Origin of the sequence: Exilibacterium tricleocarpae, assembly GCF_007004655.1 — a bacterium.
Taxonomy (GTDB): domain Bacteria; phylum Pseudomonadota; class Gammaproteobacteria; order Pseudomonadales; family Cellvibrionaceae; genus Exilibacterium; species Exilibacterium tricleocarpae.
This window is the reverse complement of record NZ_ML660110.1, coordinates 25,656-52,649: the sequence shown is the minus strand read 5'-3', so window position 1 is coordinate 52,649 and position 26,994 is coordinate 25,656. Positions and strand designations below refer to the sequence as shown.

At 59.1% G+C, this 26,994-nt stretch carries 22 protein-coding genes; 4 read left to right on the top strand and 18 right to left on the bottom strand.

Going from position 1 to position 26,994, the window contains the following annotated elements:
- Positions 1-85 precede the first annotated feature (85 nt).
- The 6 genes from FKG94_RS25315 to leuC all read right to left on the bottom strand — a co-directional run bounded on the left by FKG94_RS25315 (position 86) and on the right by leuC (position 9,538).
- Entirely contained in the window at positions 86-3,046 is a 2,961-nt protein-coding gene (locus tag FKG94_RS25315) for a motility hub landmark protein FimV (protein WP_142929747.1), read from the bottom strand.
- A 265-nt stretch (positions 3,047-3,311) separates the two neighbouring features.
- Positions 3,312-4,364: an aspartate-semialdehyde dehydrogenase gene (locus tag FKG94_RS25310; RefSeq protein ID WP_425460069.1), complete on the bottom strand. Its 1,053-nt coding sequence runs from the start codon at positions 4,362-4,364 to the stop codon at positions 3,312-3,314.
- On the bottom strand, positions 4,351-5,460 hold the full coding sequence (gene asd, locus FKG94_RS25305; RefSeq protein ID WP_142929745.1) for an aspartate-semialdehyde dehydrogenase: 1,110 nt from the start codon (positions 5,458-5,460) through the stop codon (positions 4,351-4,353). Before asd ends, FKG94_RS25310 begins: the two co-directional genes overlap by 14 nt.
- 432 nt (positions 5,461-5,892) lie before the next feature.
- Positions 5,893-6,978: a 3-isopropylmalate dehydrogenase gene (gene leuB, locus FKG94_RS25300; protein WP_142929744.1), complete on the bottom strand. Its 1,086-nt coding sequence runs from the start codon at positions 6,976-6,978 to the stop codon at positions 5,893-5,895.
- A gap of 466 nt (positions 6,979-7,444) precedes the next feature.
- Positions 7,445-8,089, bottom strand: a complete 645-nt coding sequence (leuD, locus tag FKG94_RS25295) for a 3-isopropylmalate dehydratase small subunit (RefSeq protein ID WP_142929743.1) — start codon at positions 8,087-8,089, stop codon at positions 7,445-7,447.
- A gap of 27 nt (positions 8,090-8,116) precedes the next feature.
- On the bottom strand, positions 8,117-9,538 hold the full coding sequence (gene leuC, locus FKG94_RS25290) for a 3-isopropylmalate dehydratase large subunit (protein ID WP_142929742.1): 1,422 nt from the start codon (positions 9,536-9,538) through the stop codon (positions 8,117-8,119).
- 112 nt (positions 9,539-9,650) lie between these two features.
- Here leuC and FKG94_RS25285 point away from each other — a divergent pair, with 112 nt between their 5' ends.
- A complete protein-coding gene (locus FKG94_RS25285) occupies positions 9,651-10,511 on the top strand; it encodes a LysR family transcriptional regulator (protein ID WP_142929741.1) in 861 nt (286 codons plus the stop codon).
- Positions 10,512-10,711: 200 nt separating this feature from the next.
- Positions 10,712-11,458 carry a TIGR04219 family outer membrane beta-barrel protein gene (locus FKG94_RS25280; RefSeq protein WP_142929740.1) on the top strand — a complete coding sequence of 249 codons (747 nt, stop codon included), beginning with the start codon at positions 10,712-10,714 and terminating at the stop codon, positions 11,456-11,458.
- Between the two features lie 170 nt (positions 11,459-11,628).
- Here FKG94_RS25280 and FKG94_RS25275 read toward each other — a convergent pair whose 3' ends face one another.
- The 4 genes from FKG94_RS25275 to prmB all read right to left on the bottom strand — a co-directional run bounded on the left by FKG94_RS25275 (position 11,629) and on the right by prmB (position 16,003).
- Entirely contained in the window at positions 11,629-12,558 is a 930-nt protein-coding gene (locus FKG94_RS25275) for a hypothetical protein (protein WP_142929739.1), read from the bottom strand.
- Between the two features lie 207 nt (positions 12,559-12,765).
- Positions 12,766-13,905, bottom strand: coding sequence for an MFS transporter (locus tag FKG94_RS25270; RefSeq protein WP_142929738.1), 1,140 nt, complete (start codon positions 13,903-13,905; stop codon positions 12,766-12,768).
- A 22-nt stretch (positions 13,906-13,927) separates the two neighbouring features.
- Positions 13,928-15,031 carry a chorismate synthase gene (gene aroC, locus FKG94_RS25265; RefSeq protein WP_142929737.1) on the bottom strand — a complete coding sequence of 368 codons (1,104 nt, stop codon included), beginning with the start codon at positions 15,029-15,031 and terminating at the stop codon, positions 13,928-13,930.
- Between the two features lie 54 nt (positions 15,032-15,085).
- Entirely contained in the window at positions 15,086-16,003 is a 918-nt protein-coding gene (gene prmB, locus FKG94_RS25260) for a 50S ribosomal protein L3 N(5)-glutamine methyltransferase (RefSeq protein ID WP_142929736.1), read from the bottom strand.
- Positions 16,004-16,242: 239 nt separating this feature from the next.
- Here prmB and folE point away from each other — a divergent pair, with 239 nt between their 5' ends.
- Positions 16,243-16,782, top strand: coding sequence for a GTP cyclohydrolase I FolE (gene folE / locus FKG94_RS25255; protein WP_142929735.1), 540 nt, complete (start codon positions 16,243-16,245; stop codon positions 16,780-16,782).
- Between the two features lie 156 nt (positions 16,783-16,938).
- Here folE and FKG94_RS25250 read toward each other — a convergent pair whose 3' ends face one another.
- The 8 genes from FKG94_RS25250 to FKG94_RS25215 all read right to left on the bottom strand — a co-directional run bounded on the left by FKG94_RS25250 (position 16,939) and on the right by FKG94_RS25215 (position 24,024).
- Entirely contained in the window at positions 16,939-17,850 is a 912-nt protein-coding gene (locus FKG94_RS25250; protein ID WP_142929734.1) for a DUF4892 domain-containing protein, read from the bottom strand.
- A 92-nt stretch (positions 17,851-17,942) separates the two neighbouring features.
- Positions 17,943-18,791: an alpha/beta fold hydrolase gene (locus FKG94_RS25245; RefSeq protein ID WP_246125398.1), complete on the bottom strand. Its 849-nt coding sequence runs from the start codon at positions 18,789-18,791 to the stop codon at positions 17,943-17,945.
- A gap of 15 nt (positions 18,792-18,806) precedes the next feature.
- Positions 18,807-19,268, bottom strand: coding sequence for a phosphohistidine phosphatase SixA (gene sixA, locus FKG94_RS25240; RefSeq protein WP_142929733.1), 462 nt, complete (start codon positions 19,266-19,268; stop codon positions 18,807-18,809).
- 128 nt (positions 19,269-19,396) lie between these two features.
- The gene (locus FKG94_RS25235) at positions 19,397-19,852 is read right to left on the bottom strand and encodes a DUF4389 domain-containing protein (protein WP_142929732.1); all 456 of its coding nucleotides are present in this window, start codon (positions 19,850-19,852) and stop codon (positions 19,397-19,399) included.
- A 20-nt stretch (positions 19,853-19,872) separates the two neighbouring features.
- Positions 19,873-20,889 (bottom strand): NAD(P)H-dependent glycerol-3-phosphate dehydrogenase, encoded by a 1,017-nt coding sequence (locus FKG94_RS25230; protein WP_142929731.1) that lies wholly within the window; start codon positions 20,887-20,889, stop codon positions 19,873-19,875.
- Positions 20,890-20,932: 43 nt separating this feature from the next.
- Entirely contained in the window at positions 20,933-22,864 is a 1,932-nt protein-coding gene (gene htpG / locus FKG94_RS25225) for a molecular chaperone HtpG (protein WP_142929730.1), read from the bottom strand.
- Between the two features lie 231 nt (positions 22,865-23,095).
- Complete coding sequence (locus FKG94_RS25220) at positions 23,096-23,527, bottom strand: PaaI family thioesterase (RefSeq protein WP_142929729.1); 432 nt, start codon at positions 23,525-23,527, stop codon at positions 23,096-23,098.
- On the bottom strand, positions 23,524-24,024 hold the full coding sequence (locus tag FKG94_RS25215; RefSeq protein WP_218943643.1) for a PaaI family thioesterase: 501 nt from the start codon (positions 24,022-24,024) through the stop codon (positions 23,524-23,526). The genes FKG94_RS25220 and FKG94_RS25215 overlap by 4 nt, the downstream gene beginning before the upstream one ends.
- 546 nt (positions 24,025-24,570) lie before the next feature.
- Between FKG94_RS25215 and FKG94_RS25210 the strand changes: the two genes are divergently transcribed.
- On the top strand, positions 24,571-26,955 hold the full coding sequence (locus FKG94_RS25210; protein WP_142929728.1) for a PKD domain-containing protein: 2,385 nt from the start codon (positions 24,571-24,573) through the stop codon (positions 26,953-26,955).
- Positions 26,956-26,994 lie beyond the last annotated feature (39 nt).

Sequence of the window (26,994 nt, the reverse complement as noted above, 5' to 3'; positions counted from 1 at the left end):
TGCCTGCTTCAGGGCGCGCTACTCGACGCTGAGCTCTACCGGCCCTGTATTTGTCGCCGCAGCGTTCAGCACAACCGGCGATGCCTTACATCCGCGACAACAATTCCTGCGCTTCCTGGCGCTGTTGATCGTTGCCCTCCTCCGCGACCTCGTCGAGGATATCCTTGGCGCCGTCCTTATCGCCCATATCGATATACGCTCGCGCCAGGTCCAGCTTGGTGGCGGCCTCGTCGGTATCGGCGAGAAAATCCAGTTCGGCATTCTCATCGGCCAGGTCGACACTGTCGCCGCCGTTGTCGGCCACGGCGGACAGCGCTGCGCCAAAGACTTCCTCCTCGGCGTCGTTGGCGGCCGGCGAAGCCGGCTCCGGCGCCGCGGCGGCCGGCTCTTCAAACTCGGTGACCGGCTCGGGGATACCGGGCTTGATATCATCATCGTCCTCGAGGCCGGCTGCCAGGGCGTCGACCTCCTGATCGAGGGCCGCCATATCGACATCGTCCAGACCGTCAAGGTCGAAGTCGTCGCTGTCGAGGGCGTCATCGAGAGAATCGCCAAACTCGTCGGCGAAATCATCCAGGTTGTCATCGCCGGCGGTCGCTGCAACGTCCTGCGCTTCCGGCAGTGCCAGCTCAAGGTCTTCGCTTACGTCATCGGCAGCGGTGGCACTGTCCTCTGCCAGGTCATCCAGGGTCAGGTCCAGGTCGGCGTTGTCGAGGTTATCGAGATCAGCGGCCAGATCGGTATTCAATTCGCCGGTGTCCAGCTCCAGATCCAGATCGGCATCGCCGAGGTCATCGTCCAGTTCCAGGGTGGTGCTGTCGTCTTCGAGGCTGCCGGCAAGCGCGTCGTCGCCGTCGGTGCCCTCGCTGAGGTCCAGCTCCAGGTCGAAGCCGTCGTCCGCGGCGGCCAGGTCGGCAGTTTCATCCTCGAGGCTCAGGCCGGCATCGAGTTGGCTATCGGACTCGAGATCGGTATCCAGGTCCAGGTCCAGATCGATATCGTCAAAGTCGGCGGTCTCGCCACCGGTGCTCTGGTCGTCGAGATCCAGCTCCAGGCTCAGCTCGCCATCGTCCCCTTCCACCAGTGCCTCGGCCGCCGCATTGGGATTGAACTCGCCGGCGTCCGGAATCTGGTTACGCAGCTCGACGGCGCGTGCATTGGCTGCGGCATCATCATAGGTGAGTAGCTGGGCGTACTCCTGGTCAAACTTCTGCAGCTGGTTGGATTCGGAGAACACTTCCAGCAGTTTGGTCCTGACATCAGTGCGGGCGGGGTTGTCCACCAGCACCTTGCGCAACATATCCTCGGCCTGATCGAATTTGCCATAGGCAATATAAATATCGGCCTCGCCCACCACATCGCTGGTCTCGGCCTCTACCGGCTCGTCATCCGGTGCGACAATCTCGGTGGGCTCGGGCTCGTCATAAGCTTCCGCCACATCCTCGACGGCCAGCTCCTCGGGTTCCTGCACCGGTTCGGGCAGCGGCTCATCAGCGCCGGCAAAAACCTGATCGTCGAATTGGTCGAACTCGTCAATATCCCCGTCTTCGGCATTTGCGTCGGCACGCCGGCGCAGTGCCAGGAAAGCACCGATGATAATGGCTGCCAGACCCGCACCCACCCAGATGATATTGTCCATCAGGATATCGACGAAGGTCTTCGGCGGCGGCTGCGGCGATCGCACGACTTTCTTCGGGTCCACCGCCGGCTTGGGTTCTACCGGAGTCGCCTGGGCGGCCGGCTCGGGTGTTGTCGTCTGTGTAGCAGCCGGTGCCTGCGCACCGGTCTCAGCGGGCTCTTCAAGGATGCCTTCAGCGGGGGTCAGTACCGTTTCGCCCGGCTCAGCGGCATCTGTCGCTTCGGCTTCGGCCCGCTGCTGACTGGCCAACTGCAGGGCACGCAGCTCCTGCTGGCTGACGTCCACCAGGCGCTCCATGGTCTCGATCTGCGCTTCCAGTTCAGTGATGCGAGAGGTGAGTTCAGTGTTGTCGCGCTGGGTTTTGTCCAGTTCTTCGAGGGTGATGGCGAGCTCGTTTTGCAACGCCTCTGTATCGCCGTCCACGGCGCCGGAACCCCTGCCGCTGTCAGCACCTTCGGCATCGCCCGGCGCTCCCAGGCTGACCCGCCCGCGGCCGGTAGTTTGCGCGGGAGCCGCAGATGAGCTGGTACGGCCGGCCTGTAACGGCGCACCTGTGACTTCGCCGCCGCCGGTGGCGCCTTCGGACCACTGTGCATTCTGTTGGGCCACCTCCGCTACCGCCTGCCGGGTGGACATGGAGTAAATCTCTTCCAGACTCGGCACCCGCAGCACCTGTCCGCTGCGCAGCAGGTTGATATTGTTATTGATAAACGCCCCCGGATTCATACGCTGCAGCGCCAGCATAGTCTGCTGCACCGAGACACTGCGATCCGGGCGCACCCGCAGGGCAATTTCCCACAGCGTATCATTGCGGGCCACCGGTCCGTAGACATCGACACTGCGACTGGGCGTTACGCGTCCGGGCTGGGATCGGGGGGCCGGTGCAGGCTGCACAGTGCGCCGCACCGGCGGCGTTTGCGCTTCGGGTTGTGGCTGGGAAGGCGCCGCGGCGGGTCGCTCGGGCTGACGTGGGGCCGCACCCCGCACCGGCGCGGCCGGCTCATCGGCAAATACCGGCAGGTCCATCAATACGGTATATTCGCGCAGCAAGCGGCCGGTGGGCCACTGGGTTTCCAGCAAGAAGTTCAGATAGGGTTCGCGCACCGGCTTGCGGGTCGTCACCCGAACGATGGGGCCCGAGGGATGGTTGAGCACGACTTTGAAACGCAGGTCGGATAGAAAAAATGTCCTCTCGACACCGGCGCGGTCGAAATCCTCCCGCTCGGCCAGGCTCACCAGGATTTCTTCCTCGGTCAGGTTTCTGACTTGCAGTAACTTGATTTCGGCATTGAGAGGCTGGTTCAGCGTCGAATTGAGCTTGATTTCGCCCAAACCGAGCGCCGCGGCCATCTGGGCCCCGAGCGCACCTACCAACCCCACTGCCAAAGCCAGCTTACGAACACACATAGGATGATCCTTTTATTATCTCCTCGCCCCCCTTCGCGCCACCCACACAGGCTGCTGTTTTTATCAGCAGGTTGTGGCTGGCACCTGGACCCGGGATGTCTACTGAGGAACTAATTTTCGGCTACCAAAATTGATTACTATCCCTACCCGTTTCCCGCCGCCCGACTGACCAGAGTCGCCGCCGGAAAACCAACTTGGAGGCTGATACATCAAGAATTAGGCCCCAAACCTCGAATATATATTCACTTATGGCCGTAAGTATTCATTATAAATAGGTTTTTATCAACTCTTCAGCCACTTGTACACTATTCAATGCGGCGCCTTTTCTCACATTGTCTGACACAATCCACAAATTCATGCCACGACCGTGGGAAATATCCTCCCGAATCCGGCCGACAAACACCCCGTCCTGTCCGACCGCATCTTCTACCGGCGCGGGATAACCGCCGTCTTTGGCCTCATCCATCACCACCACGCCGGGGGCGGCACGCAGCAGTTCACGGGCAGCGGCGGCGCTGAGCGGATCGCCGGTCTCGATATGCACCGCTTCCGCGTGGCCGAAGAACACGGGGATGCGCACGCAAGTCGGATTGACCCTCACTTGCGAATCGCCGAGTATCTTCTGCGTTTCCCACACCATTTTCATTTCTTCGCGGGTGTAACCGTTGTCCTGAAACGCATCGATATGAGGTATGCAGTTAAACGCAATCTGTTTGGAAAAGACCTTGCGCTCGACTTCTTGGCCATTGAGCAACTTAGCCGTCTGTCCCGCCAGCTCTTCGATAGCGGTTTTGCCGGCACCGGAGACAGCCTGGTAGGTGCTGACGTTAATCCGCTCGATACCGACGGCATCGTAAATCGGCTTTAGCGCCACCACCATCTGAATAGTAGAACAATTCGGGTTGGCGATAATGCCGCGCTCGCGGTAGGCGGACAGGGCGGCGGCGTTGACTTCCGGTACCACCAGGGGAATATCGTCGTCATAGCGAAACTGGGAGGTATTATCCACCACGACACAGCCGGCCGCCGCCGCTCGCGGCGCATACTCGGCAGAGACACCGGCGCCGGCGGAGAACAGGCCGATCTGCGCCTGGGAAAAATCAAAATCCGCCAGGTTTTGTACCCGGTGGGCCTTGCCGCCAAACATGACACTGCCGCCGGCTGAACGTTCGCTGGCCAGCGGATACAGCGTGCCCACCGGAAACTGCCGCTGGTGCAGGATTTCCAGCAGGGTTTCTCCCACCACGCCGGTAGCCCCCACTAAAGCGATATCGTAGCGCTTATCCATAATCTGCTCCCGCCGCTCAGGCTTCTTCAATCAATATCCGCAGCATACGCCGCAGGGGTTCGGCCGCGCCCCACAGCAGTTGATCACCCACGGTGAAAGCCGACAGGTACTCGCCGCCCATAGCCATTTTACGCAGGCGCCCCACCGGTACCTCGAGTGTGCCGGTCACCGCCGCCGGGGTCAGTTCGGCAAGGCTGTCGGCGCGGGTGTTGGGGATGACTTTGGCCCAGGGGTTGGCTTCCGCCAGCAGCGAGTGGATATCGTCCAGCGGCACATCGCGGTTCAGTTTAATCGTCAACGCCTGACTGTGGCAGCGCATGGCACCGACCCGCACACAGATACCGTCGACCGGCAGCGGCTGGCCGGCACCGAGTATCTTGTTGGTCTCTACCTGCCCCTTCCACTCTTCCCGACTCTGGCCGTTGTCCAATTGGCTATCAATGTAAGGTAACAAGCTGCCGGCCAGAGGCGCGCCAAAGCGGGCCTGCGGCAAGGCGTCACTACGCAACGCCGCGGCAACATCGCGGTCGATATCGAGAATGGCCGCGGCGGGATCACTCAAGCGATCGGTTACCGCCCCGTGTATCGCCCCCATCTGCTGCAGCAGCTCACGCATATTCTGGGCGCCGGCACCACTGGCGGCCTGGTAGGTCATGGCCGACACCCACTCGACCAACTGCTCGCGCAACAGGCCGCCGATGCCCATCAACATCAAACTGACCGTGCAATTGCCGCCGATAAAATTCTTGATGCCCCTGGCGATACCGTCCCGGATAACCGGCAGATTCACCGGATCGAGCACGATCAGGGCGCTGTCATCCATGCGCAGGGTCGAGGCGGCATCGATCCAATACCCCTGCCAACCGGCCTTGCGCAGCGCCGGAAATACCGCTTTGGTGTAGTCGCCGCCCTGGCAGGAGACAATGGCCTGCAGCGGCAACAGCGACTCGATGTCGCGGGCATCTTGCAGCGCCTCGATCGGTTTCCCGATCGCCGGACCCTCGCCGCCGACATTGGAGGTGCTGAAGAAGCACGGCTCAATATCCGCAAAATCATTTTCCGCCAGCATACGCTCCATCAATACCGAGCCCACCATACCGCGCCAGCCGACAAACCCTACCCGCATGACCCTGCCCTCTTTTTAACTATTGCCTATTTCTTTCAATAACTACTGTTTGTGAACGATCGCGGCCGCCAAGCCAAGCCAAGCCAAGCCAAGCCAAGCCAAGCCAAGCCAAGCCAAGCAATTTTACCGGCAATTAAACTGCTGTCACGTCCAAGAGGCATTTCCTCAAGCAAATATGTGCTAATTGACCGGCCTGGCTCTGGCTGAAGCCTTCAGAAACACGTTGTGAACCCGTCCCTGGGAACTCGCCTAAAGCGCCTACTTTTGGTCACGACAGCATCCCTGCTGTCGAGAGTTTCTGAAGGCTTCAGCCAGAGCCAAACCTACCTTCAGCACGCTTAATCGAGCTTCAGTACACTTAATCGGGATAGATGCAACTAAGGTGGCAATCGATAAACTGATACAAATACGCTTAAGAAAGTGCTATTCCTGTCACGCTACACTATCCAGCGCCGCCGCCACCGCATCGCCCATCTCGGCCGTGGACACCCGGCGACAGCCATCGGTGAAAATATCGCCTGTGCGCAGCCCCCGGTCCAGCACCGCGCTGACTGCCTGCTCGATACGATCCGCCGCCGCGGCCATATCCAGGGAGTAACGCAGCATCATCGACCCCGAAAGAATCGTCGCCAGTGGGTTGGCAATACCCTGGCCGGCAATATCCGGCGCGGAGCCGTGGCAGGGCTCGTAGAGTCCGCGGCGGTTTTTATCCAGCGAGGCCGACGGCAGCATACCGATGGAGCCGGTCAACATGGCGGCCGCATCGGATAAAATATCGCCAAACATATTGCCGGTGACCACCACATCGAACTGTTTCGGCGCCCGCACCAGTTGCATGGCAGCGTTGTCGACATACATATGGGAGAGAGTCACATCGGGGTACTCCGGCGCCAGCCGGTCCATCACCTCGCGCCAGAGGATGGTGGCTTCCAGCACATTGGCCTTGTCTACCGAACACAGGCGGCCCTGGCGCTGGCGGGCCATTTCGAAAGCGTTGCGGCCGATACGCTCGATCTCGTGCTCGGCGTATCTATAGGTGTTAAAGCCTTCCCGCTCGCCGTTCTCCAGGGTACGGATACCGCGCGGCTCGCCAAAATAAATACCACCGGTCAGTTCCCGCACGATCAATATATCCAGACCGGCGACCACCTCCGGTTTCAGTGTCGAGGCGGCGGCCAGTTGCGGGTAGAGAATCGCGGGGCGCAGATTGGCAAATAAATCCAGTTCGGAACGCAGTTTCAGCAGGCCCCGCTCCGGGCGGATCGCGCGCTCGAGATTGTCCCATTTCGGGCCACCGACGGCACCCATCAAAATGGCGTCGGACCGGCGCGCCTGTTCGAGGGTGGCGTCGGCCAGCGGCACGCCGTGCGCGTCGATGGCGCTGCCGCCGAGCAGGTCCTCGCTGAAGGCCAGTTGCAGATCGTAGAGTTCATTGGCACGCGCCAGGACTTTGCGGGCTTCAGCCACGATTTCCGGACCTATGCCGTCGCCCGGGAGGATAAGGATATTTTTGGTCAATGTGTTGCTCCAGTTTGGGGGAGGTTTACTCTGAACAGGGCTGCTTCGCTACTGTCTTTAATCCATAAGGGTCAACGCAACAATCAGTAAATACTCAGCCCCCGGGTGTTAAACGTCGCTTTGGTAGGTTCTTGCCCGGTAACCAGGGTCGAGACCTTGTGAGGCATGGATGCCGAGCAGAGCCCCCAGGGAAGGGTTGACGGCGTGTCTCGCCCCTGGTTGCCGGGCAAGGACCGGATCGGTTGGCAAAAAATATTTAAAATTCATCCAATAATTAAATCAGCTTTCTCTATTCATCGTTATTTTCTAATACAGATATTTTCTACAAACCACGCTTATTCTCTACAAAATACAACGACAAAAACGGACAGGACGCCATGGCCTCGACCGCTTTTTATAAACTGGTTATCTTTTTGGTAGAAGTTACCGCCGCCGGATTTTCTACCGCTTGCCAATCAGCGGGCGATTATACCGCATTAAACAGCCACGGGGCCTGCCGGCGGCGTTTTTCTTCATAGGATTTAATCGCGTCGCTCTCCTGCAGGGTCAGACCGATATCGTCCAGACCGTTTAACAGACAATGCTTGCGAAAGGCGTCCACCTCAAACGCGTACTGCTTGCCCTGCGGTGTGGTGACTGTCTGCGCCGCCAGATCGACCGACAGTTGGTAGCCCTCCTCGGCGTAGAGCGCCTGAAACAGCTCATCCACTTCAGCTGCCGTCAAGGCAATGGGCAGGAGGCCGTTTTTAAAGCAGTTGTTGTGGAAGATATCGGCGAAACTCGGCGCGATCACACAGCGGAAGCCGTAATCGTCCAGCGCCCAGGGGGCGTGCTCGCGGCTCGACCCGCAACCGAAGTTCTTGCGCGTCAGCAGCACAGAGGCGCCTTTATAGCGGGGGAAATTCAAAGGAAACTCCGGGTTCACCGGCCGCTGGCTGGCGTCCTGCCCGGGGTAACCCTCATCCAGGTAGCGCAGCTCGTCGAACAGGTTGGGACCAAAACCGGAGCGTTTGATGGATTTCAGGAACTGCTTCGGGATAATAAGATCGGTATCGACATTGGCCCGGTCCATAGGTGCGACCAGCCCTGTAATCTTGGTAAATGCTTTCATGGGTTGAGACTCTCCGGGGATCAAAGATCAATCAAAATCGCGGACATCGACAAAATGTCCCGCTACGGCCGCTGCCGCCGCCATCGCCGGACTCACCAGGTGAGTGCGGCCGCCATAGCCCTGACGCCCCTCAAAATTGCGGTTCGAGGTGGAAGCACAGTGCTCACCGGCACCCAGTTTGTCGGCATTCATGGCCAGGCACATGGAGCAGCCGGGTTCGCGCCACTCCATATCGGCATCGAGGAACACCCGGTCCAGTCCTTCCGCCTCCGCCTGCGCTTTTACCTGCCCCGAGCCCGGGACCACCAGCACCTGTTTCACCGTCGCGGCTTTGCGCCGTCCTCTTACCACCTCGGCGGCGGCACGCAAATCCTCAATACGGGAATTGGTACAGGAGCCGATAAACACCCGGTCGACCCCGATATCGGTAATGGCCTGCCCGGCGCTGAGCCCCATATACTCGAGCGCCCGGGCATAGCCCTCTCGCTTGACCGGATCGGATTGTTTTTCCGGGTCCGGTATCTGCGCATCCACCGGCAACACCATTTCCGGCGAGGTACCCCAACTGACCTGGGGCTTGATGTCCTCGCCCTGTAGCGTGATCGCCTTGTCGAACACCGCGCCGGGATCACTGTGAAGATCGCGCCAGGATGCCACCGCCCGCTCCCACAGGTCGCCTGCGGGGGCGTAAGGTCGGCCTTTGACATAAGCGAGCGTAGTGTCATCGAAGGCGACCATACCGACCCGGGCACCGGCCTCAATCGCCATATTACACACGGTCATACGCCCTTCCATCGACATATCGCTAAACACCCGGCCGGCAAATTCAATAGCGTGCCCGGTGCCTCCGGCGGTGCCAATGGCGCCGATAACCGCCAGAATCACATCTTTGGGGGTTACCCCGGGCCCCAATTGCCCCTCCACCCGCACCTGCATGTTCTTCATCTTCTTGGTTACCAGGCACTGGGTCGCCAGCACATGCTCCACCTCACTGGTGCCGATACCGTGGGACAAGGCACCGAGGGCGCCGTTGGTGGAAGTGTGGGAATCGCCGCAGACAATGGTCATGCCCGGCAGGCAGGCGCCGGTCTCCGGCCCCACCACATGGACTATGCCCTGGCGGCTGTCGTTGATCTTAAACTCAGTGATGCCGAACGCCTCGCAGTTGTCGTCGAGGGTCTGCACCTGGATTTTCGATACCGCATCGGCGATGCCGGCCACACCCGAGGCGCGCTCGGCGCTGGTGGTGGGCACGTTGTGATCGGGCGTGGCCACCACACTGTCCACCCGCCAGGGCCGGCGCCCGGCCAGTCGCAAACCCTCAAAGGCTTGCGGCGACGTGACTTCGTGGATGATGTGCCGGTCGATATAGAGTAACGCCGTGCCATCGTCCCGACCCTTGACGAAATGGGCGTCCCAAAGCTTGTCGTAAAGCGTTTTTGCTGTCATGGCTCACCACCCTGTCTTGTGAATAGCGCCAGTCTATGCCGAGGTAATGAATAAAACAAATTCATCTTTTTTATAGTTTTAATTCCTTTTGAGAATACTTATAGTGAGCACCGTGGACACTCAAAACCTCAAGGCGTTTCGAGCCGTGGCGGAGCAGGCCTCCTTCTCCGCTGCAGCACAGCAGCTGCACCTGACTCAACCGGCGGTCAGCAAGCGTATTGCGGCTCTGGAACAACAGTTGGGCTGCCGCCTGTTCGACCGGATCGGGCGCCGCACAGCGCTGACCGAAGCCGGGCGGGCACTGCTGCCGCGGGCCCAGCACATTCTGCGGGAGGTGGCCGATACCCGGCGCCTGATCGCCGATCTGGCCGGCAGTGTCAGCGGTCGCCTGCATCTCGCCACCAGCCACCATATCGGCCTGCACCGGCTGCCCGCCGTACTGCGCCGGTTTGCCCGGCGCTACCCGGCGGTCACACTGGACCTGGATTTCCTGGATTCGGAAAAAGCCTATGATGCCGTGCTGCAGGGACAGGTCGAACTGGCGGTGGTCACCCTCGGGCCCGACGCCGAATCGGCGCTGTTGTCCCATACCATCTGGTCTGATCCGCTGGCTTTCGTTTGCGCCACCGATCACCCGCTGCGCTTGTGCGAGGCCGTCACCCTGGCCGATCTCAGTCGCTACCCCGCCATCCTGCCCGAGGCGGCCACCTACACAACAGCACTGGTCAAAAGTCTGTTCGATGCGCAACAGTTGCCACTGCGCCTGAGTATGGCCACCAACTATCTGGAAACCATCAAAATGATGGTGTCGATCGGACTCGGCTGGAGTGTGCTGCCCACCACCATTATCGACGGGCAACTGACCACCCTGGACCTGGCGGGGCTGACCCGGCAACTGGGCTGCATCTACCATCGCGAGCGCAGCCTGAGCAACGCGGCCACCGCATTTTTGCGGCTGCTGAAAGAGACTTAATACCCGCATCCTGTTGCAACACCCGCCCATAATGGCGTTAAATTCGAAAAACAGACACAGGAAATAGTCTAGAGTTGATAAGGTTAACAGTTGTTTTAGAGAATTTACTTTAGATTGTCGCTTAAAATTCCAGGTTTGGTGGAGCTGCCAAGCGGCCTCGCTTAAGACCTCGCCTATTACTCTGATTGGAGAACCTCCGCATGAAGAAAATAGTTAGCGCCACTTGCCTGGCTGCACTGGCTCCCCTCGCCCAGGCGGACACCATCCTAGGTGTCTACGCAGGCGTCGGTATCTGGCAGGCCGATTACGGGGGTGACACCGGGGTCGACAGCATCGATCTGGACGAATTGGGGCTGGACGACGAGGACAACAACTTCTTCTACGTCGCCCTGGAGCACCCGGTGCCGCTGCTGCCGAATATCAAGCTGCAAAACACCAACGTCGAGTCGGAGGCATCGGCCACGCTGACCCGCGACTTCACCCTCGACGATGTCACTTTCACCGCCACCGACAGCGTGGTTACCGATCTGGACCTGAGTCATACCGATGTCGTGCTTTATTATGAAATTCTCGACAACTGGGTGACTCTCGATCTCGGCATGACCCTGCGCGCCTTCGACGGCGAGGCCTCGGTGCGCAGTGAAAACACTGACCGCAGCGAAACCGTGGACCTCGATGCAGTGCTGCCGATGGCTTACGCCAAAGCGCAATTCGATTTACCGTTCACCGGGTTTTCGGTAGGTGCCGACGCCAATATCATCACCTACGACGGCAACACCCTGTCGGACGCCTCTGCCAAAGTCGCCTACGCTTATGAGTCGCTGGTTGTCGATGTAGGTTTTGAGCTGGGTTACCGCCGCATGGCTTTGTCGCTGGACGATCTCGATGATCTGGAAGCGGACATCACACTGGACGGCCCCTATGCCGCTATAACACTGCATTTCTAATGCATAACAGCTGCTAGCGGTCATTACCGCAAAGCAAGGCAGAAAAAAGCCGGCACTATGCCGGCTTTCTTTGTTTTTCTTTTCAGATTTTCACTGCTTGCCTGCTCGTCCTGAAGCTACTTTCCCTAAAGTCCCTCGCCCTAAAGTCCCTCGCCCTAAAGTCCCTCGCCCTAAAGATCGGCGATAGACTTTTGTTCCGTTCCGTTTAAAATTCGCTCAGCTTCGTTACGGGCAAAGTCAGCCTGTTCCTCGGCCGCCTCTGTCTGTCGCCAAAAAAGCGCAGCCTTGTTCCAACGAGCGGCAGCCTGATTGCGATAATAACGCACGAAGGCAGGTTTATCTTTTACCTGCTGCTTCCACACGGCCAGTTGTTCGGCCATATCAGCGGCAAGCTGCCAATATTCCGCCGCTTTCTCCATCTGTTGGGATCGGCTGTGTGCATCTGCCAATCGCTCCATCTGGTTACCGAGATTGCGCATTCTGCGCATAGCCAGCAACTGCACCGTGCGTTTTTGGTCTTTGGCGACCCGATTGGACTGCCAGATTGACCACAGTGCCTTGATATCGGCGAGGCCGCCCTTCTCGTTTTTACGCCCGGAATTCGCGACGTCTTCCCAGTAGTCAAGTGCTTCCTCCGGATTTTGCAGGGCGATCCAGCTCTGCGCAATCTGGTGATGCAGTTGATGGATTTTGCCGAGGGTTTTCTCCTCGGACTTGTACTGGCTCAATGCCTGGGCGTAGTCCCCGCGCTTCTCGAGTACCTCGGCGGCATGACTGTCTTGTCCCACAGACCAGACGAAGGATTTGATTTGCTCCTGCAATGCCTCGATACCGGCCTCGTCCACTGTGGGGTGGCGTTTCGGTTTGACGCTGAGCGCAACGGGAAATGCATCCAAACCCTGGACGCGACAGTAGCTGGTGGGTTTACCCTTGTTGGCCACACAGGCCTTAATCAGGGCTTTCTCGTGATTACGACATTCCTTTTGCCATTCCGCACCAACGACACCATCACAATCACAATCCACCTGTGGACATTGGCGATTGGCGGCATAAGCGGGCAGAGCCGCCATCATGATAACTATGAGCGAGATGAGCTTCATCTTTTACTTAACCACACGTTAATTTAATTCGCAGAATTTGCAGAGGTGATCAGTGCAGCGGGTCTCCTGCGCACAGAAGTGACTTAAAAGTCCTAAGTAAGAGCATAAAAGGGGTTGGCAGCGTAATCAAGCAATTTGTCTCGTAGATAGGCGAGTTTATGAAATAATTCCGGTATATAGCCGCGTTTGTAAAAAAGTGAAAAACAGCTAACTATCAGTTATTACCACAAACCATGCGAAAAGCAGGGCCACCAGCGCTGCAAAAATACTCATTACAAAAGGCAGTTGTGGATTGACGGCCCAAAGGGTTCCGCTCAGCGCCGCACCCACCGCGCCACCGGCGCCAAAACTGGTGGCACTGTATAACGCCTGGCCCTGCCCTTGGTTTTTCGCGCCAAAAAAAATTCTCACCAATTCTATGGCAACGGCATGGGCAACACCAAAGGTAAACGCGTGCAACACTTGCGCGAACAACAATAGCGCAACTGAGTTTACAAAATACGTCACCAACCACCAGCGCAGTGCCGCCAACACCAGACTGAACAGAAACAGGCGGCGCAAACCAAAGCGCGGTATCAATCGGTACATAACAAAAAATATCGCCATCTCGGCCATCACCCCCAGCGCCCACAGGCCACCGATCGAGACCCTGCGATAACCAAACTCTTCCAGGTAGAGGCTGAAAAATGTGTAGTAACTGCCGTGGCTGATCTGGAGAAAAAAACCCGCCAGAAGAAAACACAACACCGGCGGCTGTTTCACAATCTGTAAAAAGCCGCGCTCGGACACTGTGCTTGCCGGGCGCGCCGGCTCCGCCAGGGTGAGGCTGCAGATCCAAATCAGCAACAGGAAAGTGAGGACAAAAAACGGCAGGTAACTAACTGACAGGTGATCGAATAGCCAGCCGAGCCCAGCCACCACCACGACAAAACCGACCGACCCCCACAGGCGAATCTGGCCGTAGCGGTGGGCCTGCTTACCGAGATAACCCAGCGTGATCACTTCGAACTGCGCCAGCACGGCATTCCAGAAAAAGCTGTAGGCGGTGACGATCATCAGCATACCGGCAAGACCGGGCTGCAAAAACACGCCCAAAAAACATACGCACGCGCAAAAACCGCCCCAGCGAATAATACCCAGGCGCCGGCCACTGCGATCGGCCAACCAGCCCCAGATATTGGGCGCGATGACTTTGGTCACCATCAGCACAGCGCCGATGCCGCCGATGGCCTGGGGACTGAACCCCTGCGCCTGCAGATACAGGCCCCAAAAGGGAACCAGTGTCCCGACCACGGCAAAGTAGCAAAAGTAAAAACTCGACAGCCGCCAGTACGGAAGGGCAGACATGGAATGGGCGCGCTGCGTCTGCCTAGGTGCCGGCCTCGGGCGGAATCACGGGCACCTGGTGCTGCACCTCGGCGTTTTGCCCGCGCTGGCGCAACACATGATCCATCAACACCAGCGCCAGCATGGCCTCGGCAATCGGTGTGGCCCTGATACCGACGCAGGGATCGTGGCGCCCGGTGGTCACCACCTCCACCGGCTGGCCGCGAACATCGACACTGCGCCCGGGAATGCGCAAACTCGAGGTGGGTTTCAAGGCGAGGTTGGCCACCAGATCCTGGCCGGTGGAAATTCCCCCGAGCACGCCGCCGGCGTGATTGGACAGGAAGCCCTGCGGCGTTATCTCGTCGCGGTGCTGAGTTCCCAATTGCGCCACGCTCTCAAAGCCGGCGCCAATCTCCACCCCTTTAACCGCGTTGATACTCATCAGCGCATGGGCGATATCGGCATCGAGGCGATCGAAGACCGGCTCGCCAAGACCGGGGGGCATGCCGCTGGCAACCACGGTAATTTTTGCGCCCACGGAATCGCCCTGTTTGTTCAGGTCTTTCATAAACGCCTCCATGGCGGCGACCTTGCCGGCATCGGGGCAGAAAAAAGGGTTGTTGGACACTTCGTCCCAATCGACCGTCTCCACGGCGATAGGACCCAACTGGGATAAATAACCGCGCACCTGAATACCGAGCTGGCGGTGCAGGTACTTCTTGGCAATGGCGCCGGCGGCGACCCGCATCGCCGTCTCGCGGGCGGAAGACCGACCACCGCCGCGGTAGTCGCGCACCCCGTATTTCTGCATATAGGTGTAGTCGGCATGGGCCGGGCGAAACTGGTCTTTGATGGCCGAGTAATCTTTGGAGCGCTGGTCGGTGTTTTCGATCAACAGGCCGATTGGCGTACCGGTGGTCTTGCCCTCGAAGACGCCGGAGAGGATCTTTACCTGGTCGGCCTCGCGGCGTTGGGTGGTATAGCGGGACTGGCCGGGCTTGCGCCGATCCAGGTCCGCCTGCAGGTCCGCGGCATCCAGGGGCAACCCCGGCGGGCAGCCATCGACGATACAACCGAGCGCCGCACCGTGACTTTCGCCGAAGCTGGTCACAGTAAACAATTTGCCAAAGGTGTTACCCGCCATACACTGTCCTAACCACTGATCACTCTGCTATTGGGGGCGGGCATTATACGCCAGCTAGGAAAAATCTGCTGCGTGGTCGCGAAGTTGCGCCGCGCTCAGTACAAAAATCCCATGCCCGCCCCGCTGCAACTCCACCCAGGTAAAGGGCACCCCCGGATACGCCTGCTCCAGCGCCGCCCAGGAGTTGCCCACCTCCACCACCAGCAGGCCGCCGGTGTTGAGGTGAGCCGGCGCTTCGCGCAGCAGACGGCGGGTAAAATCCAGTCCGTCGGGGCCGGAACCAAGCCCCAGCGCCGGCTCGGCCCGGTATTCGGCGGGCATGGCGGCCAGGTCTGCGGCGTCGACATAAGGCGGGTTGGCGACAATCAGATCATAGCGAGTGCTATCCAGCCCCGTAAACAGATCCGACTGGCGACAGCTGACCCGGTCGCCCAACTGATGCAGTTCGATATTTTTAGCGGCCACCGCCAGCGCCTCGGCGGAGATATCGCTCAACTGGACATCGGCGTCGGGAAACGCCACCGCGCAGGCGATGCCGATACAGCCGCTGCCGGTGCAGAGATCGAGAATGCGCGCCGGCCCGTCGCTCAACCAGGGGCGAAACCCCTGTTCGATCAACTCCGCCAGCGGCGATCGAGGCACCAACACACGCCGGTCGACATAAAACCGCAGTCCTGCAAACCAGGCTTCGCCGGTGACATAAGCGGCGGGGATACGCTCAACGACACGCCGCTCGATCGCCGCCGCCACCGCCCGGCGCTCCTCCAGCGTCAGGCGCGCATCCAACACATCGGGGGTAATATCCCAGGGCAAATGCAGGCAGTGGAGCACGAGGTAAGAGGCTTCATCCCAGGCGTTGTCGAAGCCATGGCCGAAGTGCAGGCCTGCACCGATAAAACGGCTGGTTCCCCACCGAATGTAATCGCGCACGCTGTGCAATTCCTGTACGACACTGTCACGCTTTTCTATCACCGCTCCCGCTCTCCGCTTCTTACCGTTATCCACTATTGTCGACTACCTTATATACTGACAGCCGCATTGTACCGACCGCAGGCCAGGCGCCGGCCAACCCGCCCAACAGGCCGCCGGTGCCGGGCAGTCATCTGTATCTGTCACAATTGCGTAAAAAAAACTTTACCCACCGGCAATCATCACTTAGGGTAGCACCCCTTGCCCGCCCAGCGGGGCCGGATGTTTGAGGAGTCAGTGTAATGAAAGAGCACTTTGCGCGCATCATAGCGTCTATCGGCGAGGACCTGGAGCGCCCCGGTCTGGCAGACACACCGGAGCGCGCCGCCAAGGCGATGCAATACCTGACCCGGGGCTACCAGCAGAATATTGATGAGGTTATCAACGGCGCCCTGTTCCCCTCTGATTCCAGTGAGATGATCCTGGTCGAAAATATCGAACTCTATTCCCTGTGTGAGCACCACCTGCTCCCTTTTATCGGCAAAGCGCATGTTGCCTACATTCCCACCGGCAAGGTTCTGGGGCTGTCAAAAATCGCGCGTATCGTTGATATGTTCGCCCGGCGCCTGCAGATACAGGAACAACTGACGCTGCAGATTGCCGAGACCCTGCAGCAGGTGACAGAAGCGACCGGTGTGGGCGTCATTATCGAGGCAAAACATATGTGTATGATGATGCGCGGCGTCGAGAAACAGGACTCGATGATGAAAACCTCTGCCATGCTGGGTTCTTTCCGCAACAATCCCAGCACTCGCAGTGAGTTTCTATCGCTGTTGCGGTGATCGGGTGGCCGCAGCGTCTTTGCGCAGGTGCTTGTATTATGGCGCTACAGATCTCCGCAGCTCTGAGACAACTCTAAAGCCCCGGCAACACGCCGGGGTTCTTTAGTTATCACCGAGCCAGCGGCAACCCGGCGCCGGACCCGAGCACCCGAGCCCTCAACCATCCAGCCTCACGATTTCGACCCGCAGATTGCGCGCAGCCCGACGGTCGGGCGCCAGGCTGCCAAGTCCGTAGATTTCGAGCCGGGCCTCGTCTATGCCGCCCTGTATCAACAGTTCCCTGACATACCGCGCGTAACCCAATGCCGTTTCCTGCCGGCTTTGTTCACCCCCGTCACCGTAGTCGTGTCCGACCACTGCGACCCTCAGTAGGCGCTGCTTTCGCAGCGCTGCGGTCAGGGCCTGTAAATGCTGTTCTTCCTGTTGCAGCCCGCCCTGCCCGACCCTGAAGCCCGGCAACACATAGAAACCCCGCTGCAACAGTTGCTGTCCGATAACCTCGGGCCTGGCCGCTATCAGGCCCTCGATACCGGTGCGGCTGTGCAACACCTCCACATGCCCATAAATCCGCTTGTTACCCCGCCTTACCGTGTACAAAGCGACGAAATACAATTGCCGATCGGCACCGACGATTTCAAAGGCCCCGTAATACTGGTGTTGGTCCAGGCCGTAAAGTTGTTTTATTCCAAAGTGATTATTGGCCCAACTGTTACTGCTGCCGCAGCGGCGCCCCTGGCAACTGAACAATTCACGGGCATCCATGGCCTCTAACTGGGTTAGGAAGTGCTGATACACCTCATCAGCCGAAAAACCGGACGGCGCTTCCACCGTTTCACGGTGCAACTGACCGCCGACTCTCTGTTCCTGCTCTGGCCGCCAGATATTATTGACCTTTTCCATCGCACCCAGTGCCAGGCGATAATCGTCGGTGCCGGTATCAGTGTCGAAAACGGTGCGCGCGTTGGGAAAACCGGTAAGGGACAGGGTAGTAGCTGCCTGCACGCCTGCGCTCAGGCAACCGGCAAGCATGACTGCTACACAGAGTCGAAAAAGATTTTTTGAGGTCAAGTTGATTCCTATGGTTGACTGCTAGTGTTGATAACTACTGTTGATGACTACTGTTGATAACTACAGTTGATTCCTAAAATGGTAGATTACTGTCAGTGTGACAACAAATCATTAAACAATGCGGCAATTTTTAATGATTCAGCTTCCATATGCAAATGGTGTCCGCCCGGCAGCACCTCGACCTCGATATGTGGGAAAGCCGCCAGGTTCTGCTGGTACTGCTCAAATCTGTTCAACAGGCCCTCCTTGGCCAGCACCAACTTGACCGGCGCCGTAATGCGTTGAATAAATGCTTCGATATGCGCCTGGGTCAGTTTCATCGCCGAGGCGACAAACAACTGGGGATCGGTGCTCCAGGTATAACCGTCGGGCACCAGCCGCAGGCCGCGCTCGGTCAGCAGCGCAGCGGCCTGATGGCTAAGCTCGAAGTGGCCGTTGGCGCGGGCGTTGACCGCCGCTTCGATATCCGCATAAACCGCGGGTGTTTTCGTCTGTTGGGCCAACAACCCGGTAATCGAACGGGCCAGTTGCGCAGGCGCATCCGCCGCCAGCACCGGTTGCGGCCAGAGTCCGTCGATCAACCCCAGGTGGGTTATCCGTTCGGGAAAGGTGCCGGCGGACAGCATACTGACAATAGCGCCGCGGGAGTGGCCGATCAGGGCAAATTTTTCCCATCCCATCTGGTCGGCAATGGCGAATATCTCGCCCACATCCTGCCAGACATTGTAGGGACTGAAGCGGGCCCGGTGACCGCTCTGTCCGTGGCCGGCCATGTCCAGGGCCAGCAGGTGAACATTGTCCAGTAGCGGCGCCAGCGGCGTAAAGCTGGCGCTGTTGTCGAGCCAACCGTGCAGCGCCAGCACCGGAATCTGCCCGGGTTGACCCCACTCCTGGGCGGCAAACTGCACCTCGCCCACCTCGAAATGGATTTCTCTCGGCACGGCTAACTCCTCAGTTTAGGCGCCTGGTTGCTTGAGCCAGCGCAGGGTTCCGCAGCCCGCTGCGACCCACTGTGTCTCGATAAAAACCAATGCGCTAGTACCCATACGATAGCGTCCGGGTTCCAGATCACACAGCCAGTCGGTAAAGGTCCCCGCCAGCGGCTGGTGGCCGACCAGCAGAACCCGGTCCAGTTGCAGTTGTTCGATCAACGCGGCCAGCTTGGCCGGATCACCGCCCGGCACCAGCGTCTCGGTGGTCATCAGCATTCTACCCGGCAGCAGGTCGGCGGCGATGTCGGCGGTCTGCTGGGCCCGGGTATAGGGGCTCACCAGAATTTTTTGCACGCCCTCGAGCTCGGGTAACCCGCGCTGAAGGGTGTTCAACACATCCGCCTCCCCGCGCTGGGTCAGGCGCCGCTGGTGGTCGCGCTCGGCATGGGGTTCCGCCTCGCCGTGTCGCAGCACAAAGATGTCCATACCACCCCCCAAAGCACTTGCAGACGCCTTTTATACTCGCATCGACTATTCGCGTCGACGCTGTGTGTTGCCGGCTGCGGTATAATCACCCCAGCTTTCTATTGCCGCCAGATCACTCTGCCAGCGAATCACTGTGCGCCCGGATCGCGAGCCGGCGCCGGGTTTGGCGCCTTGGCCTCTGTCGCCTCTGTGTCCCGTTGTTCACCGCCCGCCTGTGACACCGGTTCGTCGGCCTGTTGTAAGGGTTTATCGGCCTGCTGCACGGGTTGGTCGTTCTGCATAACGGGTTCGTCATCCTCGGCAACGATTTCGGGCTCCGGCCAATCGGCAAAGGGGAAAGGCTTGTCTTCGCGGTTATAGGTCAGAAACTGCAGCGATTCGTAAATATAGATGCACAGGGAGCTGCCGAAAGCCCGAAGTTTAGCGTTGTCCTTGCCGGTGATCAGTGCAAACAGAAACTGCAGTATCACCAACACCCACATGATCGCCGTGGCGACCTGCAGCAGCAGCGCAAACAACAACATGAATAAAAATCGCAGCCAGTGTTTGCTGGAAGTGATATTGGACTTGAGCTTGTCATCCATTGCCGTATACCCCGTATGGCTTATTGACTGATGTATTCAACATCGGTGTTTTGCTCGCCCACCATCAGGCTGTGGGCGACTTCCGAGATGGCTCGCTGTTCAAACAATACCTTGTACAAACCGTCCACCAACGGCATATAGACATCCAGTTGATCCGCTTTTTGCTTTACCAGCCGCAGCGTGTTCACCCCTTCGGCCACCTGCCCCACCTCGGCGACCGCCTGCTCCAGGGTTTTGCCTTTGCCGATGGCAAACCCGACCCGGTAATTGCGGCTCAAGTCGGACGTGCAGGTCAGCACCAGGTCCCCCACGCCGGCCAGCCCCAAAAAGGTCATGGGGTTGGCGCCGAGTCGCGCGGCGAAGCGCCCCATCTCGGCCAGGCTCCGGGTAATCAGCATGGCCTGGGTATTATGGCCAGAACCGAGCGCCGCCGCCATCCCCGCTACAATAGCATAGATATTTTTCAGTGCCCCACTGAGTTCAACACCAAAACTGTCGTGATTGCTGTAGACACGGAAGGCGCTGGAACTGAGTACGCCCTGGACCCGCTCGATCACCGCCGCGTGGCTGCTCGCCACCACGGTGCCCGTCTGCTGCTGCTGGACGATCTCCTTGGCAAAGTTCGGACCGCTCAATACGCCGGTGAGGCGATGGCCCAGTTCCTGGCGCAGGATTTCGCTCATCAGCGTAAACGTTTCCGGCTCGATACCCTTGGTAGTGCTGACCACCATGGCGTTCGCCTTGAGCAGCGGCGCAGCCTGGCGCGTGACCTGGCGAAAAGACTTGCTCGGCACCGAGATAAAGACCAGATCGCTGTCTTGCAGTGCCGCCGGCAGGTCTGCCGTAACCTGCAAATTGTCGTGTAGCGCGTACCCGGGCAGGTATTCCGGATTTTCGCGATTGCGCTGGCAGGTCGCCGCGCGGGCCTCATCGCGCATCCACAGAAAGGTCCGGTTGCCGTTGGTGGCGATAATGTTGGCGATAGCCGTGCCAAAGCTGCCGCCGCCCAGTACTGCGATGGTTAAGTCAGAGACCATAAGTTACCCATAAAAAACCCGGGCTCAGGGCCCGGGTGCCGGTTTACTGGCTGATTTCAAGCAACAGCTTATTGAGCCGCCGCACATAGGCACCGGGGTCGTCCAGCTGCCCGCCCTCGGCCAGGTTGGCCTGATCGAACAACACCGTGGTGATATCGGCAAACCGGTCTTCATCCGGCTCCCGGTCCAGCTTCTGCACCAGCGGATGCTCGGGGTTCAGCTCCAGGGTGGGCTTGCTGGTGGGCACGCTCTGGCCGGCCGACTCGAGGATGCGGCGCATCTGTGCCCCCATGTCCCCTGCCCCCACTACCAGACAGGCCGGGGAGTCGGTAAGGCGAGTGGTCACGCGCACCTCCTCCACCTTGTCCTCGAGCACTTTCTTGACCCGCTCCACCAGGTCCTCGTTCTCCTTGGCCAGTTCTTCCTGGGCTTTTTTCTCTTCCTCGGTATCCATATCGCCCAGGTCGAGGGCCCCTTTGCCGACATCCTGAAACTGCTTGCCGTCAAACTCGTTGAGGTGGCCCACCAGCCAGTCGTCCACCCGGTCGCTCAACAGCAGCACCTCAATGCCCTTCTTGCGGAACACCTCGAGGTGGGGGCTGTTTTTGGCAGTATTGAAATTTTCGGCCACCACATAATAGACTTTGTCCTGCCCCTCTTTCATCCGCTCCACATAACCGACCAGAGTCTGGTCCTGTTGCGGCTGGTCAGTATGGGTGGAAGAGAAGCGCAGCAATTTGGCGATTTTCTCGCGGTTGGTAAAGTCCTCGGCCGGCCCCTCTTTCAATACCTGTCCAAACTCTTTCCAGAGTTCGGCGTATTCCTCCGGCTTGTTTTTCGCCACTTTCTCCAACATATCCAGCACCCGCTTGGTGAGGGCCGAGCGCATGGAATCGATATTCGGGTCTTTTTGCAAAATCTCACGGGAGACATTCAGCGACAGGTCATTGGAATCCACCACGCCTTTCACAAAGCGCAGATACAGCGGCAAAAACTGCTCGGCATCGTCCATGATAAAGGTGCGCTGGACGTAGAGCTTGAGGCCGCGGGAGGCATCCCGGTTATAGAGATCAAACGGCGCCTTGGCGGGAATATACAGCAGGCTGGTGTAGTCGAGCTTGCCCTCTACCCGGTTGTGGCTCCAGAGCGTGGGGTCGCTGAAATCGTGGGAGACATGTTTGTAAAACTCTTTGTACTCCTCATCTTTGATCTCATTGCGGGGCCGCGTCCACAGCGCTGTGGCGGTGTTGATGGTTTCGTCTTCCGGTGCCTTTTTCTCCGCCTCTTCTTTCTCTCCCTCTTCACCTTCGACACCCGTATCGTGGGACTCTTTCTTCATCACTACCGGCAGCGAAATATGATCGGAGTACTTCTTGATAATGGAGCGCAGGCGCCAGCCGTCGGCAAATTCCGACTCGTCGCTCTTCAGGTGCAGGACCACTGTGGTGCCCCGGGCTGCCTGCTCGACGGTCTCGACACTGAACTCGGCTTCGCCGCTACATTCCCAGTGCACCCCCTCCTCGGCGGCGTCACCGGCGCGGCGGGAAAACACCTCGACCCGGTCGGCAACAATAAAGGAGGAATAAAAACCGACACCAAACTGGCCGATCAAATGCGAATCTTTCTTCTGGTCACCACTGAGGCCCTGCAAAAACTGCGCGGTGCCGGACTTGGCGATGGTGCCCAGATGCTCCACGACTTCATCGCGGGACATGCCGATACCATTGTCACTGATGGTGACGGTTTTGGCGTCCTTGTCAAAATCGATACGGATTTTAAGCTCCGGGTCATCCTCGTAGAGTTCGGCGTTCGACAGCGCCTCGAAGCGCAGCTTATCCGCCGCATCGGAGGCGTTCGATATCAGTTCCCGCAGGAAGATCTCTTTATTGGAATACAGCGAGTGGGTCATCAGGTGAAGCAGTTGCTTGGCTTCGGTCTGGAAACCGCGAGTCTCTTTTTGCGCTTCTACGGTCATCGGGTCTTACTCCTACAATTTCTCCATGTGAACAATAAGGCTGTAATCGGCCGGTTGCAGGAGTAGATGGGGGCTGGCGGGGCGATTTCAACCATATAGGCTGGCGCTGTGCCCGCCACTCGGCTCTCGACCCGGTTTCCGCCCCCTCAGGGGCCGGGAGCGGCGGCATGCGGCGCCCCAGGAGGGCCCAAAAACAGGAGGGCCCAAAAACAGGACTGCCCAAAAACAGGACTACTCCAACAAAAAATGCGCTCGCGCCGTGGCAATGGGTTCGGCCCGGTTGTCCTGCCAGGCCTGGATCGCCACATTGACCAGCTTGCGCCCCTGGCGCACCACGTGACAGGCGGCATAGGTGTCCTGCACCCGGCCGGCGCGCACATAGTCGATGGAGAAGTCCACCACCTTTGGCACCTTCAGCACTTCCATGGTCATAATCAGATGCAGGGAGCCGGCAAGCTCCATAAAACCACCGATGGCCCCGCCGTGCAGCGCCGGCAGTGTGGGGTTGCCCACGTTGCCTTGCTTGGGTGGCAGGCAAAACAGCAATTCATCCCCATACCTGGCCTGAATCCCAAGCAGCCCGGCATAGGGTATGGCGTCGATGACCGGCGCCAGATCGCCGGCCGCCCGCGCCCGTTCGGCCGCCGCCGCTATCGACTTCATGACGGGTCCTCCACAGCATCGAGGAAGGGCACAATCTGGGCACTGAGCTTTTTCACCACCTCGGGGTCCAGGCGGGCAAAGTTGGCGACACAGAACGCCACCGGCTTGTCGGGGTCGTCCTGGTAGGCCTTGCCCCGGCAAAAGATCACATGGCGGGTGCTGCGGTAGACCCTGGCTTCGGCGTAAATCTTGCGCCCCGGGATCGCCACGCCCATATAGTCGATACGCAAATCCAGTGTCGGACACAGCCCTAGTTCATCCAGCGCCGCATTGGCGGCGAAACCGCAGCAGGTATCGAGCAGCGCGGTGATCGCACCGCCGTGCACAACACCGGTGTCCGGGTTGCCGACAATGGCTTCGCTGTAGGGCAGTTCCATGGTGGCGAAGCCTCTCTCGACGGCGGTAAAGACCATGCCCAGGGCGTGAAAATGATCGCCCTGGTTGGCATCGACCATAAGCCGGCAGAGTTTGCGAATCTGTTTCAAGGTATCGGACATACAGGTAGTTACCACGCTTGAGAGTTTTTGCATCGCTCGGGGGTACGCCCCGTCCACAAGGCGGGCGTCAGTATAGCCGTGACCCATGCTGCGGCCAACGGTTATGTCAGCGTCCGAGCTGCCGCAAAAAAGGCAATGCACGACCTACAGCCACTTACCACGCCAAAATCGTCCCATTTTGGCGACTGATGCAGACAAAGCGCTTGACAACGTTGTCCCATCTACCTAAATTCGCCTGACAACGTTGTCCTATCTTGTATAAGACACGTTTACAAGCTGGCTGAATCAGCAACTTAGGGTTGAAATCCGGGGAATGTCCGCGCTGGCTAGTGCGCTCGGGGCATATCAGTTTCTCACCGCAAATGCGGTCAAACCTGCACAACCCGCTGCCAGTCATTAAACCAGTAGTTGGTCTTTCGGCGCGCCGGCAACGCGTGCCGGCAAGGCGTCATTGTTTGGAAAGCTACTCAGCTGAACCCGGTCCCGATCACTTGGCCGGATCGCCCAAACACTATTAAAAACAATAGCTTGCGGGGTTTTATAATCATGGTAAAAAGAATCATTGCAGCGGTTCTGTGCGGCGGCAGCCTGGTGTCAGGCGCCAGCCACGCCGTCGACTGCAGCACTCTGGAAACCTGGGACAGCACAACTGCCTATAGTGGCGGTGCTCAGGTCACCTATAACAACAACGCCTACCGGGCCAATTGGTGGACCCAAAACAACAACCCTGAAACCCGCTCCAACCCCCACCAGGAGTGGACACTGCTCGGTGCCTGTGACGGCGGCGGCAGCGGCAACCAGGCCCCCACGGCCAATGCCAACGGTCCCTACTCGGGCCAGGTCGGCGCCGCTATTGCCTTCAGCAGCGCCGGCTCCAGCGACCCCGACGGCAGTATTGCCAGCTACAGCTGGAATTTCGGCGACGGCAGCACCAGCAACAGCGCCAACCCCTCTCACGCTTACAACACCATCGGCTCTTACGCCGTCACCCTGACAGTCACCGATAACGACGGTGCCGCAGGTACGGCATCCAGCACCGTTACGATCAGCGAGGACGGCAGCGGCGGCAGCTGCGACGGTTTACCCACTTACAGCGCGGGCAACGCCTACGCCGCGGGTGATCGGGTGGTGAATTTTGTGCAGTCATCGGGACAAAACGTCGTGTTTGTCTGCAACATTGCCGGCTGGTGCTCCTCGCCCGGCGCCTGGGCCTATGAACCCGGCAACGGCGCGCATTGGGAACAGGCCTGGAGTGAGGAGGGCCCCTGCGGTGGCGGCAACAACAATCAGCCTCCGGTGGCAGATGCCAATGGCCCCTATTTCGGCCAGGTGGGTGAGTCCGTCAGCTTCAGCAGTTCCGGCTCCGACGACCCCGACGGTAACATTGTCAGCTACAGCTGGAGTTTCGGCGACGGCAGCAACAGCAACGCCGCAAACCCGACCCACAGCTACGCCACCGCCGGCACCTACAACGTGAGCCTGACGGTCACCGACGACAAAAACGCTTCGGCTTCCGCATCGACCACGGCGACGATTACCGGCGAAGGCGGTAATGAGGCACCCACCGCCGAGGCCAACGGCCCCTACAGCAGCACTGTGGGCGTACCGATCAGCTTCAGCAGCGCGGGTTCGGCTGATACCGACGGCAGCATTACCGGCTACGCCTGGGATTTCGGCGACGGCTCGACCAGCAGCAGCGCCAACCCGAGCCACAGCTATGCCAGCACCGGCAACTACACGGTGACGCTGAGGGTAACGGATAATCAAGGAGCGACGGCAACAGACACAACCACTGCCAATGTCTCGGCCCCCGGCCCTGGCGGCGATAAAAAAGTTATCGGCTACTTCACCCAGTGGGGCATCTACGGGCGCAACTACAAGGTCAAAAACATCGTCACCAGTGGCTCGGCGGAAAAGCTGACACACATCATGTACGCTTTTGGCAATGTCAAAAATGGCCGCTGCGTAAACGACGACGACACTTTCGCCGATTATGAAAAGGCGTTCACCGCCGAGGAAAGTGTCGACGGTGTCGCCGATACCTGGGACGGGTCTTTGCGCGGTAACTTCAATCAGCTGCGCAAGCTGAAACAGATGTACCCCAACATCAAAGTGGTATGGTCGTTTGGCGGCTGGACCTGGTCGGGTGGTTTTGGGCAGGCAGCGGCTAACCCCACTGCGTTTGCCGAATCCTGCTACAACCTGGTTCACGATCCGCGCTGGGATGGTGTCTTCGACGGCATTGATATGGACTGGGAATACCCCAATGAGTGCGGACTCTCCTGCGACAGCAGTGGTTTTGAAGCCTTCGGCAGGCTGATGGGCGCACTGCGGGCACGCTTCGGCAACGATGAACTGGTGACCGCCGCCATTACCGCCAGCGAAACCAAGCTCGACGCCGCCAACTATGCCGCTGCCGCCCAATATGTCGATTTTTACATGGTCATGACCTATGACTTCTTCGGTGGCTGGGACCGCCAGGGGCCGACAGCGCCACATTCACCCCTGACTAATTTCCCCGGCATTCCCATTGAAGGTTTCTATAGCGACAACGCGATTCAGGTACTGAAAAGCAAAGGCGTACCGGCGAATAAGCTCCTGCTCGGCATCGGCTTTTACGGGCGCGGCTGGAGTGGTGTCACGCAAAGCGCTCCGGGTGGCACGGCCACGGGTGTGCCAATGGGAGCCTGGGAACCAGGCATACAAGACTACAAACTGTTGAAAGGAAGCTGCCCTCCCACCGGCACTGTTGCCGGTACCGCCTACGCCCACTGCGGCAATACCTGGTGGGGCTATGACACACCTGAGACCATCCGTGGAAAAATGAACTACGTGAAGAGCCAGAACCTCGGTGGTGCATTTTTCTGGGAGTTCAACGGCGATACCACCAACGGTGAATTGATTAACGCCATCAGCGACGGTCTCAAATAAAAAAGCGATGGTTTCCGTTAATCACACTTCACGATAAAC

Coding starts and splice junctions, on each gene's coding strand:
- FKG94_RS25210 (WP_142929728.1), top strand. CDS start 24,571: ATGGTAAAAAGAATCATTGCAGCGGTTCTGTGCGGCGGCAGCCTGGTG.
- htpG (WP_142929730.1), bottom strand. CDS start 22,864: ATGACCGTAGAAGCGCAAAAAGAGACTCGCGGTTTCCAGACCGAAGCC.
- FKG94_RS25270 (WP_142929738.1), bottom strand. CDS start 13,905: ATGTCTGCCCTTCCGTACTGGCGGCTGTCGAGTTTTTACTTTTGCTAC.
- FKG94_RS25220 (WP_142929729.1), bottom strand. CDS start 23,527: ATGAAGTCGATAGCGGCGGCGGCCGAACGGGCGCGGGCGGCCGGCGAT.
- sixA (WP_142929733.1), bottom strand. CDS start 19,268: ATGGACATCTTTGTGCTGCGACACGGCGAGGCGGAACCCCATGCCGAG.
- FKG94_RS25215 (WP_218943643.1), bottom strand. CDS start 24,024: ATGTCCGATACCTTGAAACAGATTCGCAAACTCTGCCGGCTTATGGTC.
- aroC (WP_142929737.1), bottom strand. CDS start 15,031: ATGGCGGGTAACACCTTTGGCAAATTGTTTACTGTGACCAGCTTCGGC.
- leuD (WP_142929743.1), bottom strand. CDS start 8,089: ATGAAAGCATTTACCAAGATTACAGGGCTGGTCGCACCTATGGACCGG.
- leuC (WP_142929742.1), bottom strand. CDS start 9,538: ATGACAGCAAAAACGCTTTACGACAAGCTTTGGGACGCCCATTTCGTC.
- FKG94_RS25230 (WP_142929731.1), bottom strand. CDS start 20,889: ATGGTCTCTGACTTAACCATCGCAGTACTGGGCGGCGGCAGCTTTGGC.
- FKG94_RS25235 (WP_142929732.1), bottom strand. CDS start 19,852: ATGGATGACAAGCTCAAGTCCAATATCACTTCCAGCAAACACTGGCTG.
- folE (WP_142929735.1), top strand. CDS start 16,243: ATGAAAGAGCACTTTGCGCGCATCATAGCGTCTATCGGCGAGGACCTG.
- asd (WP_142929745.1), bottom strand. CDS start 5,460: ATGCGGGTAGGGTTTGTCGGCTGGCGCGGTATGGTGGGCTCGGTATTG.
- FKG94_RS25275 (WP_142929739.1), bottom strand. CDS start 12,558: ATGAAGCTCATCTCGCTCATAGTTATCATGATGGCGGCTCTGCCCGCT.
- FKG94_RS25280 (WP_142929740.1), top strand. CDS start 10,712: ATGAAGAAAATAGTTAGCGCCACTTGCCTGGCTGCACTGGCTCCCCTC.
- FKG94_RS25315 (WP_142929747.1), bottom strand. CDS start 3,046: ATGTGTGTTCGTAAGCTGGCTTTGGCAGTGGGGTTGGTAGGTGCGCTC.